At 68.5% G+C, this 17,921-nt stretch carries 16 protein-coding genes; 10 read left to right on the top strand and 6 right to left on the bottom strand.

What is annotated here, in order from left to right:
• The first annotated feature begins 181 nt into the window (after window positions 1-181).
• From QM619_RS00345 to QM619_RS00335, 3 genes are all read left to right on the top strand, one after another.
• Window positions 182-589 (top strand): hypothetical protein, encoded by a 408-nt coding sequence (locus QM619_RS00345; protein ID WP_415103144.1) that lies wholly within the window; start codon window positions 182-184, stop codon window positions 587-589.
• A 37-nt stretch (window positions 590-626) separates the two neighbouring features.
• The gene (locus QM619_RS00340; RefSeq protein WP_415103143.1) at window positions 627-1,136 is read left to right on the top strand and encodes a DUF6933 domain-containing protein; all 510 of its coding nucleotides are present in this window, start codon (window positions 627-629) and stop codon (window positions 1,134-1,136) included.
• A 275-nt stretch (window positions 1,137-1,411) separates the two neighbouring features.
• The gene (locus QM619_RS00335) at window positions 1,412-1,609 is read left to right on the top strand and encodes a hypothetical protein (protein ID WP_415103142.1); all 198 of its coding nucleotides are present in this window, start codon (window positions 1,412-1,414) and stop codon (window positions 1,607-1,609) included.
• 82 nt (window positions 1,610-1,691) lie between these two features.
• Here QM619_RS00335 and QM619_RS00330 read toward each other — a convergent pair whose 3' ends face one another.
• Both QM619_RS00330 and QM619_RS00325 read right to left on the bottom strand, forming a co-directional pair.
• A complete protein-coding gene (locus tag QM619_RS00330; RefSeq protein ID WP_415103141.1) occupies window positions 1,692-2,666 on the bottom strand; it encodes an FHA domain-containing protein in 975 nt (324 codons plus the stop codon).
• Complete coding sequence (locus QM619_RS00325) at window positions 2,663-3,460, bottom strand: PP2C family protein-serine/threonine phosphatase (protein ID WP_415103140.1); 798 nt, start codon at window positions 3,458-3,460, stop codon at window positions 2,663-2,665. The genes QM619_RS00330 and QM619_RS00325 overlap by 4 nt, the downstream gene beginning before the upstream one ends.
• Before the next feature lie 244 nt (window positions 3,461-3,704).
• Here QM619_RS00325 and QM619_RS00320 point away from each other — a divergent pair, with 244 nt between their 5' ends.
• The 3 genes from QM619_RS00320 (at window position 3,705) to QM619_RS00310 (ending at window position 6,142) form a co-directional block, all read left to right on the top strand.
• Complete coding sequence (locus QM619_RS00320) at window positions 3,705-4,313, top strand: DUF4956 domain-containing protein (protein WP_415103139.1); 609 nt, start codon at window positions 3,705-3,707, stop codon at window positions 4,311-4,313.
• A gap of 29 nt (window positions 4,314-4,342) precedes the next feature.
• Window positions 4,343-5,827 (top strand): carbohydrate-binding domain-containing protein, encoded by a 1,485-nt coding sequence (locus QM619_RS00315; RefSeq protein WP_415103138.1) that lies wholly within the window; start codon window positions 4,343-4,345, stop codon window positions 5,825-5,827.
• A 192-nt stretch (window positions 5,828-6,019) separates the two neighbouring features.
• Window positions 6,020-6,142: a hypothetical protein gene (locus tag QM619_RS00310; protein WP_415103137.1), complete on the top strand. Its 123-nt coding sequence runs from the start codon at window positions 6,020-6,022 to the stop codon at window positions 6,140-6,142.
• A gap of 400 nt (window positions 6,143-6,542) precedes the next feature.
• On the opposite strand, the gene tgt is transcribed toward QM619_RS00310, so the two are convergent.
• The 4 genes from tgt to hrcA are packed head-to-tail and all read right to left on the bottom strand — an operon-like array spanning window position 6,543 to window position 10,732.
• Complete coding sequence (gene tgt, locus QM619_RS00305) at window positions 6,543-7,772, bottom strand: tRNA guanosine(34) transglycosylase Tgt (protein ID WP_415103136.1); 1,230 nt, start codon at window positions 7,770-7,772, stop codon at window positions 6,543-6,545.
• 37 nt (window positions 7,773-7,809) lie between these two features.
• The gene (locus QM619_RS00300; protein WP_415103135.1) at window positions 7,810-8,541 is read right to left on the bottom strand and encodes a 16S rRNA (uracil(1498)-N(3))-methyltransferase; all 732 of its coding nucleotides are present in this window, start codon (window positions 8,539-8,541) and stop codon (window positions 7,810-7,812) included.
• Window positions 8,538-9,713 (bottom strand): molecular chaperone DnaJ, encoded by a 1,176-nt coding sequence (dnaJ, locus tag QM619_RS00295; RefSeq protein WP_415103134.1) that lies wholly within the window; start codon window positions 9,711-9,713, stop codon window positions 8,538-8,540. The genes QM619_RS00300 and dnaJ overlap by 4 nt, the downstream gene beginning before the upstream one ends.
• Before the next feature lie 2 nt (window positions 9,714-9,715).
• Window positions 9,716-10,732, bottom strand: coding sequence for a heat-inducible transcriptional repressor HrcA (gene hrcA, locus QM619_RS00290; RefSeq protein WP_415103133.1), 1,017 nt, complete (start codon window positions 10,730-10,732; stop codon window positions 9,716-9,718).
• A gap of 203 nt (window positions 10,733-10,935) precedes the next feature.
• On the opposite strand from hrcA, the gene QM619_RS00285 reads away from it, so the two are divergent.
• The 4 genes from QM619_RS00285 to QM619_RS00270 all read left to right on the top strand — a co-directional run bounded on the left by QM619_RS00285 (window position 10,936) and on the right by QM619_RS00270 (window position 17,732).
• Window positions 10,936-13,038: an alpha/beta hydrolase domain-containing protein gene (locus QM619_RS00285; RefSeq protein WP_415103132.1), complete on the top strand. Its 2,103-nt coding sequence runs from the start codon at window positions 10,936-10,938 to the stop codon at window positions 13,036-13,038.
• A 27-nt stretch (window positions 13,039-13,065) separates the two neighbouring features.
• Window positions 13,066-14,070 (top strand): phosphotransferase enzyme family protein, encoded by a 1,005-nt coding sequence (locus QM619_RS00280; RefSeq protein WP_415103131.1) that lies wholly within the window; start codon window positions 13,066-13,068, stop codon window positions 14,068-14,070.
• Window positions 14,071-14,074: 4 nt separating this feature from the next.
• On the top strand, window positions 14,075-14,911 hold the full coding sequence (locus tag QM619_RS00275) for an MBL fold metallo-hydrolase (protein WP_415103130.1): 837 nt from the start codon (window positions 14,075-14,077) through the stop codon (window positions 14,909-14,911).
• Between the two features lie 172 nt (window positions 14,912-15,083).
• Window positions 15,084-17,732, top strand: a complete 2,649-nt coding sequence (locus tag QM619_RS00270) for a DEAD/DEAH box helicase (RefSeq protein WP_415103129.1) — start codon at window positions 15,084-15,086, stop codon at window positions 17,730-17,732.
• The last annotated feature ends 189 nt before the right edge of the window (window positions 17,733-17,921 follow it).

Raw genomic sequence — 17,921 nt, 5'->3', positions numbered from 1 at the left:
CGGGCCCGCTGGACCCAACGATGGAAGCAAGCACTCAACGCATTCGACATCCGATTCGACGGCCGCCTCAGCAGCCCGAGAACAGCATGACAACACAACCCAGTTACACCGTTAAGTTGACAGACCCGAGCAGGAGGCGGGCCACGCAGTGATGGCTGCTCACGGAAACTGGGGCGTCGCGATGAGCACGGACTACCTCGACTACTCGGCAAACTCCGGTCGACTGCTCGGGTGGCTTAAGTCGATCGCGAAGGCGTACCCCGAGGTCTCCTCCGAGGTTCAGGCCCTCGTCTCTGACCTCCGTGGCCTCAAGAATCAGCGTGACCAGTGGGCTCACTCTGCTGCGGTCATCGACCTCTGGCTGATGATGATGAGCGAGAGGGGCTTGACGTCGATGACCGACCGCGACGTTGAGCGCGGAAAGCTTCTCAACGGCAGGCGGCCCGGACACATCAATGCCCCGACTCGCTTCGACGTGGACGCCTTCGTTCAGCGGGCATCCGAAGTGGGTGACGTTGCATCTGGAGTTGCGCAGAAACTGGCTGAACTTGCAGACACGGGAGCTCGTCCCGTGGAGGAACCCAAGTGAGTCGGGACCGCTCCTTCTGCCTGGGGGCGGGTGGGCCATGTTGATCGTTCGGGCAACCCTGAAGTTGCGGGACAAGGTCGGCGGCGTCACCGCTGAGCCGGACGATGCTTCAACAACCGTGCTGGGCGACTGGTACGCCAACCTGCTCACCTGGCGTCACCCGCACGTCATCCTCGTGAACGCCCGCACCCTCGTCCCCGTCATCACGCCGATGGCGCCCGCGAAGGGGCTGACCGGTCGGCTGCCAGATGTCATCGCCGATGCGTTGCTGGCACTCGGAGTGTCGAAGACGTTTGTGGACGCTGAGCGGGAGCGCATGCAGGAGGTGCGGATCGCGCCGACGGCCGACAGGTCGGTGGTCGGCTCGATGAACGACTTCGCGTTCCTTGCCGACCACCGTCGCGATCACGCCAGCAGCCTCAACGAGGTCGACCTCGGGGCGCTGTCGAAGAGCCTCGCACACGTCCCGTGTGGGCCGCTCTACAAGTCCCACACGTTCCCCGACGCGGAGCTGCACGCTCTCCTCGCCTCCCTCGGCGAGGGCTGATCCCGGATCCACCGACCTGATTCGCTTCGGTGATTTCGACGGCCTGATGGATCCGGTCGGCGTTGCGGGCGCGTTCGGGCTGCCGGCCTGCACCGGCACTTCCACTTCGGGTTCCTCGGTTGCGCCCTTGGGGGCTGGGTGGTCAGGCCGCGGTTGTGGTGGGTGGGCCGGTCGCGGTGGCCCACAGCGACTCCCGACCTGAGGGTTTGCCCGAGGGTGAAGGCGCTGGGTTTCGGCTCAGCGCCTTTTTGGTTGTTGGCTAGGGCGTCCCTGGCATGTTCCTGCTCTCCCGCTGCAACGTCTCGGGCTGCATCATGGATCTCTGCGACGATGGCGCGAATCTCGACGGTTGGTTGTGCGGTGTGACCATCGTCGTCGATCCAGATGTGGGTGTAGAAGTCGGCGAGGAGCTTTCGCTTCACGCCGTCGGAGGCAGTTGCGTAGAACTCGCCAGGACGTTCCAGCAGGGGTGATGTAGGCAGCCCCGTCGGCATAGCTGCCAGCGCCGAAACCAGAGTCGGAGCTCGGACCAGGCCGGTCGCGGATATCCCGACGTCAGGGGGTCAGGTCGAAGACGAAGCTGAACACACCGGCCAGCACGACGGTGGTGCCGGGCACGATCGGCATCGGCTCGTTGGGCCGGAGTTTCACTGGACGCTTACCCGGCACGGTGATTTGTGTGCCGTTGGTCGACCCCAGATCTTTCACGCTGACCCGCCAGTCGTCCACGGACACCTCGAGGTGCTGGCCGGAGATGTCCTTGCCGGGATCGATCAGCTTCACCAGGTTCGGCTGCTCGCCGGAGTACCCGGCCGGCACGCGTGGGTTGCGGCCCAGAACACAGTTCCGGTCGAGCACCACCGTGTCACCGTTGGAAAGTCGCAGCACCCCCAAAGCCGGGCGTGCCAACTCCACCTGGGTCGCGGCGTCCGAGGCTGTGGACGCCGCCTCCGCCGCGGACCCAGCACCGCGCCCCGACGCCGACAGAGCCGAGGCCGACGGAGCCGACGGCGACGGCGCGTCCGGAGAGATGAATGCTGGACCACCAGGTTCCGGACCTGTCGTCGTTGTGGCCGGGTACGGCGCCCAGGTGGGCGGGAGGGGCGCGGTGCGCGGGCGACGCTCCAAGCGTCCGGCCAGGACGACGCCGCCGGTCAGCGACAACGCGGCGAGATCGGACACGGCGGGATCGACCATCAGATAGCCGTCGGCGTCGACGATGCGGTCGGTCCACAGGCCGCGGCCCTCAATGAGCTGGGTGCCCGCTTGGATGCGGTACCGGCCACGCACCACCGTCCGCAGCCCCTCGTCGGTGTGCTCGGCCAGCGCGAAATTCTCCACCGCCCGCAAACCGGGGCTGACCAGGAGTTCCAGCACCTCATCCAGCCCGGCGGACGCTCCGCCGATCAACTCGAACAGACCGGACACCAGCCCGGCGTCCGGTGGTAGGTCGACCAGCGCGGCCAGCTTAGGTCCGCAGATGGCGAGCGCCCGGCCGGGACTGTAGGAGTACACCGCCACGTCGTTCACTGGTCGTCCTCCGGAGGCTCGTGGTCGAGCACCCCGCTGGGCAGGGTCGCCTCATCGCCCTCGCCACCATCGGTACCGAGCACGTCGACCACCATGACGGTGACATTGTCCCGTGCCGGCGTGGCCAACACTGCCGCGACCAGGGCATCGGCTGCCTCAGCCGGGTTCGGGTGCGCGGCCAGAACCGCGGCGATCTGATCGTCGTCCAACTCGGAGTTCAACCCGTCGGAGCACAGCAGGAAGCGTTCGCCCGGGTTCTGGCTCAGCACCCACAGGTCCACCGCCGGTGCCGGACGGATCCCCACCGACCGGGTGATGATGTGCCGCGCGGGATGGACGCGGGCCTGGTCCGGATCGATCAGGCCGGCGGCGACCAGCTCTTCCACCTCGGAATGGTCGACGGTCGCCTGCCGCAGTTCGCCCCCCGCGTACCGGTAGACCCGCGAATCGCCGACGTTGAACACCGCCCAGTGCGCTACCCCGCCGATCGTCACCTCGGCCAGTCCGGTGACGGTCGTGCCCAGCCCGCGCGCCTCCGGATAGGTCATGCCGTACCGGATGACGGCCGCATTCGCCCTGGCCATAGCGGCATTCACGGTGGCCGGACGGAGGTCGTCGATGTCGTCCAGTTCGCGCAGCGAGTCGATCACGAGCCGACTCGCGACGTCGCCGGCGGCATGCCCGCCCATGCCGTCGGCCACCACCCAGACCTGTCGGCCGTTCAGGTAGGCGTCCTCGTTCAGCGACCGCGCCCGACCCACATCCGTGGACACACCGACGGCAACCTGCGGCATGGCTTCTCCTGTGCGTGGGGGTAGCCGGGCGCTCCCGGCGTTCGCGTCAGATTACCAACCCCGCTCCCGCCGCACCGACCCCGGCCGGACGCCGTCCGCACCCCGGCCGGGGCACCCATCGACGCGCGCAGGGTGCACAGACGCCGCACAGGAACCTCAAAGCCCGGTGCCGGTTCGGTTTTCTACTGTCAACTCATCAGCACAGGAAACGCTGGGAAACCGACATGAACAAGGACCCGAACTCATGAATCTGCTAAGCCTCGGCATCGATCTCGTCGCCATCATCGTGTTGGCGTTCGGGGTGTATTTCCAGCGCTACCGTCGCCGCGAGGTGATGGTCGCCATGATCGGCCTAAATGTGGGCGTCCTCGCAGTCAGCACCGCACTCACAGGCGCGTCCGTCGGCCTCGGTCTCGGGCTGGGACTGTTTGGCGTCCTGTCGATCATCCGGCTGCGTTCGTCGGAGTTGAGTCACGCCGAGGTCGCCTACTATTTCGTCTCTCTGGCGATGGGCCTGCTGGCCGGACTCACCTTCGACCCGACCTGGCTCGGCCAGACGCTGATCGCCCTGCTGGTCGCAGTGATGTTCCTCGCCGACCATCCGGCACTGTTCGGCGGCTACCGGCACCAGGTGCTCACCCTCGACCGGGCGATCACCGACGAGATGGAACTGCGCACCGAGTTGAGCACGCTCCTCGGCGCTGAGATCAAGCAGTTCACCATTCAGCGGGTCGACCAGGTCCGGGACACCACCGTGGTGGACGTTCGCTACCGCGTCCGCACCGCAACCCCACTGGCCGCCGAATCGGCCACCGACGACGAGCGGGTGGGCGCGAGCTCACCAGCCCACTGACCGCCCACCGACGACAAGGACGAACGACCATGAACCGACTGACCAACCTCAAGACCTGGCTTGCCGGCGGTGTTGCCGCAGCCCTGATCGGCCTGGCCGGCTGCACCGGCGCCGCAGCCGCAACGACCACCACTACCTCGACCACGTCGACCAGTACCGCTGCCGCGGCGGCCGTGGCTCTCACCGCCGACCACGACACCGAGGCCGACCACACCTGGGACACCAGCAAAGAGGTGACCATCGACCTGTCCAGCCCGAAGGCGACCGACGGCGTCACCGTCTCGGACGGCGTGATCACCATCACCGCCGCCGGCGCCTACCGGCTGACCGGCACCCTGGCCGACGGTCAGGTGGTGGTGAACAGCGAGGGCGATGGCACCGTCTACCTAATCCTGGACGACGCCTCGATCACCAATGCCGACGGTTCCGCCGTTGTGATCACCCAGGCCGACCTGACCGTGTTGGTGCTGACCGACGGCACCACCAACTCGATCACCGATGGATCGACCTACGCCGCGACCGGGGACGACGACCCGAGCGCCGCACTGGACAGCTCCGACGACTTGACCATCATCGGCAACGGGACGCTGAACGTGACCGGCAACTACAACGACGGCATCGCCAGCTCCGACGGCCTGGTCATCGTCTCCGGCACCATCAACGTGACGGCGAAGGACGACGGCATCCGCGGCAAGGACTACCTGGTGATCAAGGGCGGGGACGTCGAGGTGACCAGCACCGGCGACGCCTTGAAGTCGGACAACGAGGAGGACACCGGCCTCGGCTACGTCAGCATCGCGGACGGCACGGTGACCCTGTCGTCGGGTGACGACGGCATCGACGCCTGGACGGCGATCACCATCACCGGCGGCAGCACCACGGTGAGCAAGTCAGTGGAAGGGCTGGAGGCCAAGGTCATCAGCATCAGTGGCGGCACCACCACCGTCACCGCCAGCGACGACGGCCTCAACGCCACCGACTCGGCCAGCACCGCCGGCGAGATGGAGGCCCAGGAGGGCACCGTTGTGAGCATCTCGGGCGGCGAACTGACCGTCACCGCCGACGGCGACGGGATCGACTCCAACGGCGACATCGCGATGACCGGCGGCACCGTGACCGTCAACGGGCCGACCAACAACGGCAACGGTGCGCTGGACTACAACGGCACCTTCACCATCACCGGCGGCACGCTGGTCGCCGGCGGCTCCTCCGGGATGGCGCAGGCCCCCAGCACCGATTCGTCGCAGAAGTCGCTGATGATCACCCTGACCGCTGCGGCCGGCTCGACGGTGGAGGTGAAGGACTCCTCCGGCACCGTGGTGGCGACCTACTCCCCGACCCGGCAGATCGCGTCCCTGGTGGTGTCCAACGCCCAGATCAAGGAGGGCGAGACCTACACCGTCTACGTCAACGGAACCTCGGTCGGCACCACCGACACCTCCCAGGTGACGAACAACGGCGGCTTCGGCGGCCCCGGTGGAGGTCCGGGCGGAGGCGGCGGCGGCCCGCGCTGAGCCTCGCCAGCAACGATCCGGATCGGGGTGGTCTGTTCCAGCCCGATCCGGATCGTTGTTTGCCGCTGACTGCCCGGCCGGGCGCCAGGTAGGGTTCCCTTGCATGCCCACACCGATCCGTCCGTTCTGGCTGAGCGCGTTCCTGGATCTGCCCGTCGACGCGTAGGGGCCGGCGTCGGGTTCTGGGCGGCCGTGACGGGCTTCCGGCTGTCACCGTTGCGCGGCGACCACGAGGAGTTCGCCACCCTGGTGCCGCCCGAGCGCGACGACTACCTGCGGGTGCAGCGCATCGACGGCCCCCGCGGCTGCACCTGAATGTGGATGTGACCGATCCGGATGCGACGTCCCAACTGGCCGGCGTGGCCAGGGCTACCTTGCATCACCGACCGGGGTCCCTCCAGGGTCCCTCCGACCGCTGAAGGACGGGGCGTCAGATAGCGACCGATTCCGGGGGTCTTTTCGCCTCGCCAGGCGTGGGACGTCCGGAATCGGTCGCCAGTTGACGGGCGCGCCTGATTTCACTCACGGCGCCAGATCCCGGCGTCCGCCGGGATGACGAGGACGGGCACATCATCCCGTGACTTCCAGCCGTTGGGTTTCGACGATTCGGGGACGGTTCTCGACGATGCGAATTTCGAACGAGGAGAACCGTCCCCGGACATGCGAGTTTCGAATGGGAAAGAACCGTCCCCGGAGTTCCGGAGTTCGAACTGGGTCAGCGGCGTCCGGCGTAGAAGCGGCCGAGGAACTCTTCGCGGAAGGCCTCGAATTCCCGCGTTTCGATGGAGGCGCGGATGTCGTCGACCAGCCGGACGGTGAACCGCTCGTTGTGGATGGTGGCCAGCGTGGAGGCCAGCATCTCTTTGGCCTTGAACAGGTGGTGCAGGTAGGCGCGGGTGTAGTGGGCGCAGGTATAGCAGTCGCAGTCGTCCTCGATCGGCTCGAAAGCGCGGCGGTGCTTCGCGGTGTTGACATTGAACCGGCCGTCGCGCGAGTAGAGGGCGGCGTTGCGGGCGACACGGGACGGCATCACGCAGTCGAAGGTGTCCGCGCCGGCGGCGATGGCGGCGAAGAAGTCATCCGGCTCGGAGATGCCGAGCAGGTGTCGCGGCTTGTCGAAGGGCAGTTCGTCGGTGACCCAGCCGACGATGGTGCCGAGGTTCTCCTTCTCCAGCGCACCACCGATGCCGAACCCGTCGAAGGACTGGCCGGCGACCTCCAGCCCGGCGAGATCGCGGGACGCCTGGCGCCGGAGGTCTTCGTACTGAGCGCCCTGGACCACCCCGAACAGCGCCTGATACGGCTTGCCGGAGCGGGCAGCGGTGAGTTCGGTATGCGCGGCCAGACACCGGACCGCCCAGGCGTGGGTGCGGTCCACCGACTGTTCCTGGTAGCCGCGGGTGTTCATCAGCGTGGTCAGCTCGTCGAAGGCGAACATGATGTCCGCGCCCAACTCGTGCTGAATGCGCATGCTGACCTCGGGGGTGAACCGGTGCCGGTCGCCGTTGAGGTGGCTGGTGAAGGTCACTCCGTCGTCGTCGACATGCGCCAGCCGCGTCCGTCCCTCGGCGATCACGTCGTCATCGGCCAAGCCGACGGTGTCCATCGCCAGCACCTTCTTGAACCCGGCACCCAGACTCATCACCTGGAAGCCGCCCGAGTCGGTGAAGGTCGGGCCGGGCCAGTTCATGAACGCGCCGAGCCCGCCGGCGGCGTCCACGATGTCGGAGCCGGGCTGCAGGAACAGGTGGTACGCGTTGGCGAGCACCGCCTGCGCACCCAGTTCGGCGACCGATTCGGGCAGCATCGCCTTCACCGTCGCCTTGGTTCCCACCGCCACGAACGCCGGTGTCCGGATCTGTCCGTGCGGGGTATCGATGACCCCCGTCCGGCCTTTGCCATTGGGCAGCACGGCACCCGGTGTGAAGGAGAATGACGCACTCATACCGCAACTCGCGGCGGGAGAATAGGAAGCGAGGTGTTCACTCACGCGCCAGCGCCTGCAGCTGCGCCAAAGCGACCACACCGGCGGTGGAAGTACGCAGCACCGCGTCCGCGATCAGGGTCGGACGCCCACCCGCCTCGGCGAACAACTCCAGTTCCTCAGGGGCCAGGCCGCCCTCGGGGCCGACGATCACCATCACTTCGCCCTCGGCCGGCAGGTCGGCGGCGGACGGCCACGCGTCCGCGCCCTCGTGCAGCACCAGGGTCAGCGCGGGTTCGGCGATCCGCAGCGCCAGCTCGGCGGTGGTCAGCGGCGGGCTGACCCTCGGCACCCGGAACCGCCGGGACTGCTTGGTCGCCTCGCGGACGATGGTGCGCCAGCGTCCGAGGGCACGCTCCACCCGGTCGGGCGCCCATTTGACCACCGACCGGGACGCCTGCCAGGGCACGATCTCGTCGACGCCCAGCTCGGTCAGCATCTCCAGCGCCTGGTCGGAGCGGTCGCCTTTGGCAAGTGCCTGGACGACGGTGAACCGCAGCGGGCGGGCCGGGTCGGAGAGCACCTCGGCGACCTCGACCACCAGCCCGTTCACGTCGGAGGTGACCACCGATCCGCGGATCGCATGGCCGATGCCGTCGCTGACCAGCACCGTCTCGCCCTTGCGGATGCGCCGGACGATGGCCGCATGCCGCCCCTCGTCACCGGTCACAGCGACCGTGTCGCCGATCGCCGGAGAGTCCAGATCCGCCAGGAAGAGTGCCTCGGTCATTGTGTGAATGCGTCCTTAAGCCAGCCGAATACGCCCTTGTGCTGCCGCTCCACGGCGATCTCGGCGCCACCCTCGCCCCGTGCGTCCGCCAGTTGGCGAAGCAGGCTGCGTTGGTGCTCGTCGAGTCGGCTGGGAGTCTGCACCAGCAGCGTAACGCCGAGGTCGCCGCGTCCGGCACCCCGCAGCCGCGGCACGCCGCGTCCGGCGATCGGAATCCGGGTTCCCGACTGGGTCCCGCTGGGCACCGTCAGCCGGACTGCTCCCAGCTCGGGGTCGAGGTCGTCCCGCTCGGCCTCCAGGGTCGGCAGGGTCACCTCGGTGCCCAGCGCCGCCGCGGTCATCGGCAGCTTGATCACCATCTCCAGGTCGTCGCCGTTGCGGGTGAACGTCTCGTGCGGCTCAACGCTCAACTCGACGTAGAGGTCCCCGGCCGGACCGCCGCCGGGCCCGACCTCACCCTGGTGTTCCAGGTGAATCCGGTTGCCGGCGTCCACTCCGGCGGGGATCTTCACGTTGATGGTGCGCTGCGACCGGACGCGGCCCTCGCCGGAGCATTCGCCGCACGGGTTGGGAATGGTGGTGCCGTAGCCGCGGCACAGCGGGCAGGGCTGGGTGGTGCGGATGTCGCCCAGGAACGACCGCTGGATCTGGGTGATGTCGCCCTGGCCGTGACAGGTCGAGCAGGTCACCGGTTCGGCGCCGTCGCGGGCACCGGACCCGTTGCAGGTGCCGCAGATCACCGCGGTCTCGACCCGGACCGGCTTGGTGATGCCGAACGCCGCCTCGGCCAGGGTGAGCGACAGCCGGACCAGGGCGTCCTGGCCGCGCCGGACCCGCGAGCGCGGCCCGCGAGAGCCGGCCTGACCGAACATGGCGTCCACCAGGTTGGTGAAGTCGAAGCCGGCCGCCCCGCCGGGGAAGCCGAACCCCTGGGCGCCGCCGAAGCCTCCCCCGGGCGCCATCGGATCGACGCCCCGGTCGTACATGGCCCGCTTGTTGGCGTCGTGCAATACCTCGTACGCCTCGCCGATCTCTTTGAATTTCTCGGCGGCATCGGGGGTGTCCGCGACGTCCGGGTGATACTTCATGGCCAACCGGCGGTAGGCCTTCTTGATCTGCTCGGAGGTCGCGTCGCGGGACACGCCCAGCACGTCGTAGTAGTCCTTGGTCAACATCATCCTTCTGCCAGGAATCGGCCAACGTAACGGGCAACTGCCCGCACCGAGGCCATGGTGGTCGGATAGTCCATCCGGGTGGGGCCGACGATTCCCATGCTCGCCCAGACATCGTCGCCGTGACTGTACGCGCTGGCCACGACCGAGGTCGACTGCAGCGGCTCGTACGGGTTCTCGTGTCCGATGCGGACGGTGACCTCGCTGGACCCTCCAGCCTCACCCAACAACCGCAACAGCACGACTTGTTCCTCCAGCGCCTCCAGCACCGGCTTCACCGTCGTCTCGAATTGGTCGCCGAATCGGGTCAGGTTGGGGACGCCGCCGACCACCACGCGGGTCGCAGGGTCGGCGGTGGTCAGCTCCAGCAGGGTGGCGATCACCACCGAACCGACCGGACGCAGTTCGGGCGGGAACTCGTCCAGCAGGGTGCTCAGGCGGTCGACCGCGGCGGACGCAGTCCGTCCGCTCAGTGCCGAGTTGAGGCGTCCGCGCAGGTCGGAGAGCTGCTCTTCGCCGGCGTCGACCAGGTCGACGGCGCGCTGGTCGACGCGCCCGGTCGAGTTCACCAGAATGACCAGCCCGCGTCCGGGGGTGAGGGCGAGCACCTCGACCAGCCGGACGGTGGCGCTGGACAGCACCGGGTACTGGACGATCGCGACCTGCTGGGTGATCTGGGCCAGCAGCCGGACCGTGCGGCGCACCACGTCGTCGACGTCCAGGGCGCCGGCCATGAAGGTCTGGATCGCCCGCCGCTCGGCCAACGACAGCGGTTTGACCGCCGCCAGCCGGTCGACGAACAGCCGATAGCCCTTGTCGGTGGGGATTCGTCCGGCGCTGGTGTGCGGCTGGGTGATGTAGCCCTCTTCTTCGAGGACGGCCATATCGTTGCGGACGGTCGCCGGGGAGACGCCGAGATTGTGCCGTTCGACCAGCGCGCGGGAACCGACGGGTTCCTGGGACGACACATAGTCGGTGACGATGGCACGCAGGATGGCGAGCTTGCGGTCGTCCAGCATGGCCCTCCTCAGCACTCGCGTGACTGGCACTCTCGGCGGTCGAGTGCCAGTGTAGTGGAACCGGCCGACTTCCCTCGTCCAGCCGTCGAGACGTCCGACTCGACCGGCGGACCGGCAATGCCTTGGCTGCCATAGTGACCGGACTCGGACTCATTGACGAGCCCGACGCGCCCATCCGCCACCCCCGACGATGTGAGGGCCCGATGAAACGCATCCTTACGCATTCCGCCTCCCTAGCCGTCGCCGCCACCCTGCTGATCTCCGTGTTCGGCCCGCCGCCGGCATCGCTGGCCGCTCCCGACGAGGCGAGCGAACGCCCAACTGCACGCCGGGGCGGCATCACCCGGCTGGAGTTGATCTCGCAGGGGGTAGCGTTCGAGGGGCGCCGCTTCGGCACGGTCGGCAGCTACGAGAAGCTGCGCGGGCGAGCCTTCGGCGAACTCGATCCGAACGACCCGCGGAACGCGGTGATCACCGACCTGAAGCGCGCGCCGCGCAATGACCGCGGCATGGTCGAGTACGCCAGCGACGTCTACATTCTCAAGCCCACCGACCTGCGCCGCGGCAACCACCAGCTTTTCATGGAGGTGAACAACCGCGGCCAGAAGTTCTTCGGCAGCCTCAACGGCTCGCCGTTGATGAACGACCCGACCACGGCCGCCGATGCCGGGGACGCGTACGTCCTCGATCAGGGTTTCAGCCTGGTCTGGAGCGGCTGGGACCCGTCCGCGGCGGCTGTCAACGACAATCTGACCTTGTCGGTACCGGTCGCGACGAAGCGGAACGGTGCCTCGATCACCGGCCCGAGCTACGAGTACCTGGTCTTCGACGACGCCGCCACCACGACGGCCACGCTGTCCTACCCGGCGGCGACGACGAAACGGTCCAAGGCCACGTTGACCGTCCGCGACCGGCTCGCCGACAAGCCCCGCACCGTGCCGGACAGCGGCTGGGAATACGTCGGTGACAAGCAGATTCGGCTGCTGCCCGGCGGGACGCCGTTCCAGCAAGGGGCGATCTACGAGTTCAGCTACACCGCCAAGGACCCGCTGGTGGCGGGCATCGGCTTCGCCGCCACCCGCGACCTGGTCAGCTTCCTGCGGCACGAACGCGTCGACGCCGCCGGCAACCGCAACCCGCTGGCTGGCCATGCAGAGCGGGCCTTCGCCTTCGCCGTGTCCCAACCGGCCCGCTACCTGAACGACTTCCTGTGGCTCGGATTCAACGCCGACGCGCGGGGGCGTCCGGTCTTCGACGGGATCGAGAACTGGATCGGCGGCGGGACCGGGGTCGCGCTGAACTACCGCTTCTCGCAACCGCCGCGCACCGAGCGAATCCGGCAGAACCACTGGTACCCGGAAGGTCCGTTCCCGTTCTCGTACACCTCGTTCCGCGACCCGGTCACCGGGAAACGGGACGGCCGCGGCGAGGCTTGCCGGCGCACCGGCACCTGCCCGAAGATCGTCAACCTGAACTCGTCCAACGAGTACTGGAGCAAGGCCGGTTCGCTGTTGCACACCGACCCGTCCGGACGCCGCGACGCCAAGGAGCCGGCGAATGTGCGCACCTACCTGCTCTCCAGCGTGGAGCACACGGTGGTCGGCAATCCGGCGGACTCCCCCGGCGTCTGTGCCGTGGCGCGCAACACGATCGACCCCGGCCCGGTGCAGCGCGCACTGTTCCAAGCATTGACCCGGTGGGTCGCCGACGGGACGCCGCCGCCGGTCAGCCGGGTGCCGCGGCTCGACAACGGCACGTTCGCGCGGGTGCGTCCGACCAAGAAGTCCTATCTGGGCGTGGGCGTGGTGAAGCAGCGCGACCTGGGGTGGCCGTCGATTCCCGGAGTCACCTACACCGGAGCCGCCACGGTGCGGAATCTGTACGACTTCGGGCCTCGCTTCGGCAATGGCATCATCGACCGCTACCCGCCGGCGGCGACCGGCCGGATCTATCCCAGCTATGTCCCGGTGGTGGACGCCGACGGACACGAGATCGCCGGCATCCGGATGCCGCAGATCCAGGCGCCGATCGCCACCCACACCGGTTGGAACGTCCGGTCGGACGCCTTCGGTGGACCGGACGGCTGCGAGGGCTGGGGCATGACGATCCCGCTGCCCGAGACGGCGAAGGAGCGCCGCGCCGCCAAGGACCCGCGCCGCTCGCTGGTCGAGCGGTACCGCACCCACGACGGCTACGTGCGTGCGGTCACCAAGGCCGCCCGCACGTTGCAGCGACAGGGTCTGCTGCTCAAACGGGACGCGGACGCCTTCATCGCCGAGGCCAAAGCCAGCGACGTGCTGCGCTGAGTGCCGGATCGGCGCATAGTAGGCGCCATGATTTCCCGTCGAGCCCAGATCGCTCGCTTGCGACGCGTCGCGGTTGCGGCGCTGCGTCACTACGACCTGCCGGAGGGTCGGTTGCGGTTCGTCAGCCATGGCGAGAACACCACGTTCCGGCTCAGCTGCCCGGACGGCGATTTCCTGGTGCGGGTGCATCGTCCGCAGCGGCACGGACGCGATTCGGACACGCCGGCGGCGGTGGCGTCCGAGATCGCCTGGCTGGACGCCCTGCGCGCCCACACCGAACTGCAGGTGCCGCGGGCACTGCGGACGCCGGACGACGCGGCCACCGTGCAGGCGTCCGCGGCCGGGATGACCCGGACCTGCTCGGTGCTGCACTGGATGGACGGCCGGATCCACGAATCCTCGCCCCGTCCGGCGCAGCTGCGGCTGCTGGGTGAGGCAATGGCGACCCTGCATCACCATGCCGACTCGTGGACGCCGCCGCCCGGTTTCACCCGGATCAGCTGGGACGCGTCCGCCTTCTTCGGCGATGTGATGATCTACGGCGAGACTCCGGCCGCGCAGTGCTGGGAGCTGCTGCCCGCCGAGTTGCGGAGCCGTTTCGACGCGGTCGCCGAGCGGATGACCGGCGTCCTGGCCACCGAAACCGACGTCGGGCTGATCCATGCCGACCTGCACCTGGGCAACGCGCTTTTCGTTGGCGGGCAGGTGAAGCTGATCGACTTCGACGACTGCGGCACCGGACCGCGACTGTACGACCTGGCGGTCGCACTGTGGGAGTTGCGCGACGGCGAGCGCTATGCCGAGTTCCGGGACGCCCTGCTCACCGGCTACCTCGGTCGGCGGCCGATCGACGTCGCTCGCCTGGACGACTACATCGCGCTGCGCCAGCTCGCCTTCGACCTGTGGTTCACCGGGACGGCTCAGGTCAACCCCGCTTTCGCCGCCGATCTGGACGGCGTCCACCGCTGGTCGCTGGCGATGCTCGACCTGGTCGAAGGCGGGGTGAGCGGGCGACGCGTCCGCGTAGGCTGACCCGGTGCATTTCTCGCTGACCCCGTTCGAACTGCTCCGGCCCGGCATCTGGCGCGCCGTCGCGCAGCCGGCCGGAGTGAACATCGGCCTGGTGGCCGGCTCCACCGGTGCCCTGGTGGTAGACACCGGATCGTCCCCTGAGCAGGGGGAACAGATCCGGGACGCCGCCGCGGCCGTGGCCGGCGTCCCCGTGGTCGGGGCTGTGGTCACGCACGCGCACTACGACCACTTCTTCGGACTGCCGGCCTTCGACGACCTGACCACCTACGGGCACGAGAGCCTGATCCAGGCCCTGGGCACCGAGGCGGTCGCGATCGACGCGGCCCTGGTCGACCTGGAACCGGACGAGCTGCGTCCGCCGAACCGGCCGCTGTCGTTGGCCCGGATGATCGATCTGGGCGACCGACACGTGGAGCTGGTGCATTTCGGGCGCGGTCACACCGCCGGCGATGTGGTGGTCATCGTCCCGGACGCCCAAGTGATCTTCACCGGTGACCTGCTGGAAGAGTCCGCTCCCCCGGCGATGGGACCGGACTGCTTCCTCAAGGAGTGGCCAGCCGCTCTCGACGGCATCCTCGGCCTGGTCCGGGAGGACACCCTGCTGGTGCCTGGCCACGGCAACCCCGTCGACCGAGTGTTCGCCTTCACCCAGCGCGCCCAGATCTCCGCCGTCTACGGACAAGTGGAGCACCTGATCGGCGAGGGCGTGAAACCCGATGACGCCCTCGCGGTCGGCGACTGGCCCTTCGACGCCGACACCATCGCCGCCGTCCTGCCGACCGCCTACGCCCAGCTCGCCGCCGAAGGAAAAGTCCCCCGCACCCGACTCCGCCTGCTCTAGTCGGGGACGGTTCTTCCGCGTGCGAAAGCCGCACACGAGGGGACGGTTCTTCCGCGTGCGAAATTCGAACGGACAGGAACCGTCCCCCGCCGTGCGAAATTCGAACGCGGAAGAACCGTCCCCGGTTGTTGGGGACCGAGGTCCTGGGCGCCAGTGGGATACTTCTACGGTTATGGACACGACCCGCCTGCTCCGTCCGCTCCGGGTCGACCCCGCTGACGACGCCACCGCCGACCGGCTCTACGAATCGTTCGCCGCCTACACCGAGCGGTTGGGCCTCTCCCTCTACCCGCATCAGGATGAGGCGATCATCGAACTGCTCGCCGGTACCCATGTGGTGCTGACCACCCCGACCGGGTCGGGGAAGTCGCTGGTGGCGACGGCGGCGATCCATGCCGCACTGTCCACCGACCGGGTGTCGTTTTACACCGCGCCGGTGAAAGCCCTGGTCAGCGAGAAGTTCTTCGAGCTCGTGGCGATCTTCGGCGCGGACAACGTCGGCCTGCTGACCGGGGACGCCGCGGTGAATGCCGGCGCGCCGATCATCGCCTGTACCGCCGAGGTGCTGGCCAACATCGCGCTCCGCGAGGGATCGGACGCCGACATCGGCCTGGTCGTGATGGACGAGTTCCACTACTACGGGGAACGCGACCGGGGCTGGGCCTGGCAGGTGCCGCTCATTGAGCTGGCCGGCGTCCAGTTCCTGCTGATGTCGGCCACCCTGGGCGACATGTCCGGCATCGCCGACGACCTCACCCGGCGCACCGGCCGCGAGGTCGCGATCGTCGCCGAAGCCGAACGGCCGGTGCCTCTCACCTTCCGCTACGCGATGACGCCGCTGGACGAGACCCTCGACGAACTCGTCGAAACCCACCAGGCGCCGGTCTACGTCGTCCACTTCACCCAGGCCGCTGCGGTCGAGCACGCCACCTCGCTGCTGGCCGCCGGCTTCGGCAAACGCTCCGGCGGACGGCGTCCGGTCACCGACTCGGACGCCGATCTGCTGCGCGACTTCCGGTTCGCCGCCGGCTTCGGCAAGACGCTCAGCAAGCTGCTCAAGGCCGGCATCGGCGTCCACCACGCGGGCATACTGCCCAAGTACCGGCGGCTGGTCGAACAGCTCGCCCAGCAGGGCCGGCTCAGCGTGATCTGCGGCACCGACACCCTCGGTGTCGGCATCAACGTGCCGATTCGCACCGTGCTGTTCACCGGCCTGGCCAAGTTCGACGGGTCCCGGCAGCGGGTCCTGCACACCCGCGAGTTCCTGCAGATCGCCGGACGCGCCGGCCGGGCCGGTTTCGACACCTCCGGCTATGTGGTCGTCCAGGCCCCCGAGCATGTCATCGCCAACGAACGCGCCAAGGCCAAGGCGGCCGCGAAGAACGCGGCGATGAGCGAGTCCAAGCGGTCCAAGCGGGCCTCCAAGGCCCCGCTCAAGAAGGCGCCCGACGGTTCGGTGGTGTGGAGCGAGCAGACCTTCGACCGGCTGGTCGCCGGGCAGCCAGAGCGGCTCGCCAGCCGGATGAAGGTCGACAACGCGATGCTGATCAACGTGCTCAGCCGCGACGAGGACGCCGTCGTCGTGCTGCGCCGGCTGCTCACCGACAATCACGAGAACCGCCGTTCCCAACTGCGGCTGGTCCGCCGGGCGCTGCGGTTGGTCCGCTCCCTGGTGCACTCCGGCGTCGTGACCAGGCTCGAGCAGCCGGACGCCTATGGCCGCCGCTACGTGCTGACCGTCGATCTGCCGGACGACTTCGCGCTCAACCAGCCGCTCGCGCACTTCGCGCTGGCCGCCCTCGACCTGCTCGATCCTGAGGCGGAGAGCTATCCGCCCGATGTGCTCTCGGTCATCGAGGCGGTGCTGGAGCCGCCGATGACCCTGCTGTTCGCCCAGCAGAACGCCGCCCGCGGCGAAGAGATCGGACGGCTCAAGGCCGAGGGCGTCGAGTACGACGAGCGGATGGCGATCATCGAGACGATCAGCTGGCCCAAACCGCTGGCCGAACTCCTCGAAGCCGCCTACGAGACCTACCGGCAGACCCATCCGTGGCTGCCGCCGGACGCGCTGGAGCCCAAGTCGGTGGTCCGCGAGATGTGGGAGCAGGCGATGAGCTTCACCGATCTGGTGAGCCGCTACCAGGTGGCCCGCAGCGAGGGTTTGGTGCTGCGCTATCTCACCGACGCCTACCGCACGTTGCAGCACACCGTGCCCGAGACCCATCGCAGCCCCGGCCTGGAGGACATCATCGACTGGCTGGGCGAGACGATCCGGCAGACCGACTCCTCGCTGCTGGACGAGTGGACGGCCCTGATGGACCCCGAACATGCGCCGAGCGACGTCATCGACCACACCGCGCCGGCGCCACCGCGTCCACTGTCGAAGCAGGGCCGCAGCTTCGAGGTGCTGATCCGCAACGCGCTGTGGGCCCGGCTGGCGGCCTGTGCCCGCGACGACCTGACCGCCCTGGTCCGGCTGGAGCGCGAGGCGTCCGAACGCACCGAACCCGCCCGCGAGATCTCGATGACACGCTCCCGCTGGGACGCCGCACTCGGGGACTACTACGCCGAACACGACGAGATGCTGCTGGACGGCGACGCCCGCGGGCCGTCCTATGTGGTGATCGGCGACGAACGGCGCGGTCACCCGGTCGGCGCCCCGGAGGGCACGACCGCTCGAGTCCGGGACGTCCGGCAGATCGTCCGCGACCCCGACGACAACCGCGACTGGGTGCTGGACGCCATCGTCGACTGCGATGCCTCGGACGAGGCGGGCGAGTTGGTGCTGGCAACCACCGCCCTGCACCGCCTGGACGGCTGAGCAGGCGTCACGCCTCGTCATCCCCGGCGAACGCCGGGATCCCCGAAGTGAACCGGCACCACTGATGCTCCTATGGATGTCAAGCGGCGGCGAGATATTCGCGGTAGGCGTTCGCGAGGGTGATGTTCAGGCGGGTGCCGCGTTCGAGTTCGCTGATGCGTGCTGCGACAGTTCCGAGGTGTTCGGCGG

The organism is Micropruina sp., from assembly GCF_047606665.1.
In the GTDB taxonomy this organism is placed as follows: Bacteria; Actinomycetota; Actinomycetes; order Propionibacteriales; family Propionibacteriaceae; genus Micropruina.
The sequence above is the reverse complement of the archived record's forward strand: the minus strand, read 5'-3'. Positions and strand labels throughout refer to the sequence as shown.

Coding starts and splice junctions, on each gene's coding strand:
- QM619_RS00345 (WP_415103144.1), top strand. CDS start 182: ATGAGCACGGACTACCTCGACTACTCGGCAAACTCCGGTCGACTGCTC.
- QM619_RS00340 (WP_415103143.1), top strand. CDS start 627: ATGTTGATCGTTCGGGCAACCCTGAAGTTGCGGGACAAGGTCGGCGGC.
- QM619_RS00335 (WP_415103142.1), top strand. CDS start 1,412: ATGTTCCTGCTCTCCCGCTGCAACGTCTCGGGCTGCATCATGGATCTC.
- QM619_RS00325 (WP_415103140.1), bottom strand. CDS start 3,460: ATGCCGCAGGTTGCCGTCGGTGTGTCCACGGATGTGGGTCGGGCGCGG.
- QM619_RS00320 (WP_415103139.1), top strand. CDS start 3,705: ATGAATCTGCTAAGCCTCGGCATCGATCTCGTCGCCATCATCGTGTTG.
- QM619_RS00315 (WP_415103138.1), top strand. CDS start 4,343: ATGAACCGACTGACCAACCTCAAGACCTGGCTTGCCGGCGGTGTTGCC.
- tgt (WP_415103136.1), bottom strand. CDS start 7,772: ATGAGTGCGTCATTCTCCTTCACACCGGGTGCCGTGCTGCCCAATGGC.
- QM619_RS00300 (WP_415103135.1), bottom strand. CDS start 8,541: ATGACCGAGGCACTCTTCCTGGCGGATCTGGACTCTCCGGCGATCGGC.
- hrcA (WP_415103133.1), bottom strand. CDS start 10,732: ATGCTGGACGACCGCAAGCTCGCCATCCTGCGTGCCATCGTCACCGAC.
- QM619_RS00285 (WP_415103132.1), top strand. CDS start 10,936: ATGAAACGCATCCTTACGCATTCCGCCTCCCTAGCCGTCGCCGCCACC.
- QM619_RS00280 (WP_415103131.1), top strand. CDS start 13,066: ATGATTTCCCGTCGAGCCCAGATCGCTCGCTTGCGACGCGTCGCGGTT.
- QM619_RS00270 (WP_415103129.1), top strand. CDS start 15,084: ATGGACACGACCCGCCTGCTCCGTCCGCTCCGGGTCGACCCCGCTGAC.